The organism is Actinosynnema sp. NPDC059335, assembly GCF_042752395.1.
Lineage (GTDB): Bacteria > Actinomycetota > Actinomycetes > Mycobacteriales > Pseudonocardiaceae > Actinosynnema.
On record NZ_JBHYXZ010000322.1, the window covers coordinates 1 to 1,532 of the forward strand.

General features: G+C 71.7%; 1 protein-coding gene and 1 pseudogene. Both read right to left on the reverse strand.

Annotation, left to right across the window (positions count from 1 at the left end; all coding sequences use genetic code 11):
* Positions 1-72: 72 nt before the first annotated feature.
* Positions 73-1,284 (reverse strand): primosomal protein, encoded by a 1,212-nt coding sequence (locus tag ACFXGA_RS40155; protein WP_378098465.1) that lies wholly within the window; start codon positions 1,282-1,284, stop codon positions 73-75.
* A 65-nt stretch (positions 1,285-1,349) separates the two neighbouring features.
* Positions 1,350-1,532, reverse strand: a pseudogene (locus ACFXGA_RS40160) (YbaB/EbfC family DNA-binding protein); the annotation flags it as partial.

Sequence of the window (1,532 nt, forward strand, 5' to 3'; positions counted from 1 at the left end):
CAACACCCCCCGGGGGGGCGGGGGCACCCTATCACGCCCCGCCCCCCCCGCTCGTTCGGCCTGCCAGTGCCGCTAGTGCACCCTCAGCCGGTCCTCGAAGGCGGCCACCAGCGACCGCCACGCCACCTGCTCCTCGTCGAACGGGGCGCTGGGCGCGAGCCGCGTGGGGTCCGGCTTGAGCACGTACGACACCAGCCACCCCAGCCGCTCGGACTGGTTCAGGGCGACCTTCACGGAGTCGTCGTTGGCCCACTCGCCCGCGTCCTCCAGCAGTTCGACCACCAGGTCGAGCTGCGTGGGGTCGATCGCGTCCGGGCCGTCCACGATGTCCTCGTCCAGGCCGGTGAGCACGTAGACGTTGTCCGGGTCGACCTCGACCTCCAGGTCGCCGCCGGTCGCCTTGGTGACCAGCTCGCCCCAGGTCGACACCTCGGCCAGGTCGTTGTCGTCGGCCTCGACGATGAACCGGGCCAGCGCGCGCGGCGAGGTGAAGACGTCGATCTTGCCCTTGCGGCCGAGGAACACCGGCTGGTCGTCCAGGTAGCAGCGCAGCGTGTAGTACTCGCCCGCACCGCTGATGATCTTGATCGGGTCGATGCCGATCTCGTTCCAGAACGAGACGGGCTCCTCGTCGTCGTCCTCGTCGTCCTCGTCCCGGGTGGCCGCCGCCGCGGCGTTGGCCTCCTCGAACTCGGCCAGCTCGTCCTGCGCGGCCTTCAGCGCGGTCTCGTCGACCTCCGGCGTGGTCACGACCTCGTCGATCGCGTCCAGCACCTCGTCCCACTTCTCGGCGACGACCTGGGAGATCTCGGTCCACAGCGCCTGGCCCTCGCGGCCGGTGAACGGCAGCGTGCCCTGCGGCAGCAGGGCGAAGCCCTCGGCCGAGTCCAGGACCTCGTGCACCTTCTCCAGGTCGCACACGTCGGCCAGGGAGCGCACGATCGAGATCACGTCGGCCAGCTCGCCGATGACCCAGGTGTCGGGCTCCTCGGCGACCAGCTCCGGCACGCCGACCAGGTCGAACTGGTGGTTGTCGTCCGGCGACAGCTCGCCGACCGACAGCCCCGGCACGACGTGCCACGCCGGGTGGTCGGTCAGGTCGTGCTCCTCGGCCTTGCGCACGAACGCCGCCAGGTGCGCGGCATCGGGGAACGCGTACAGGTCCTCCTCGTGGCCGAGGAAGGCTTCCCACTCCTCGCCCTCTTCCCGCCAGCGCGGGGCCCACAGGGTGACCACATCACCCTGGGTGAGCCCCAGCTCGATCGGGACGATGTCCTGTGCCATCCGACCTCCCGGTCACGCCATGCCCCTTTGCGATGCGCTGGCAAGACTACGGGGTCGATCACGCACTACTGCCGTTGACCACGGAAAGGGTCCGCGAAGTAGTCGTCGTCGTCCGCTTCCTCGGGCGTCGGGCGGGGCGCGGGGCGGCCGCGCTGCTGCCCGGCCCACGGCGGCGGTGGCGGGCCGGCGGGCCGCCGCGGCGGTTCCGCCGACCAGGCCGGACGCGACGGCGCGGGCGGTGCGGGCGC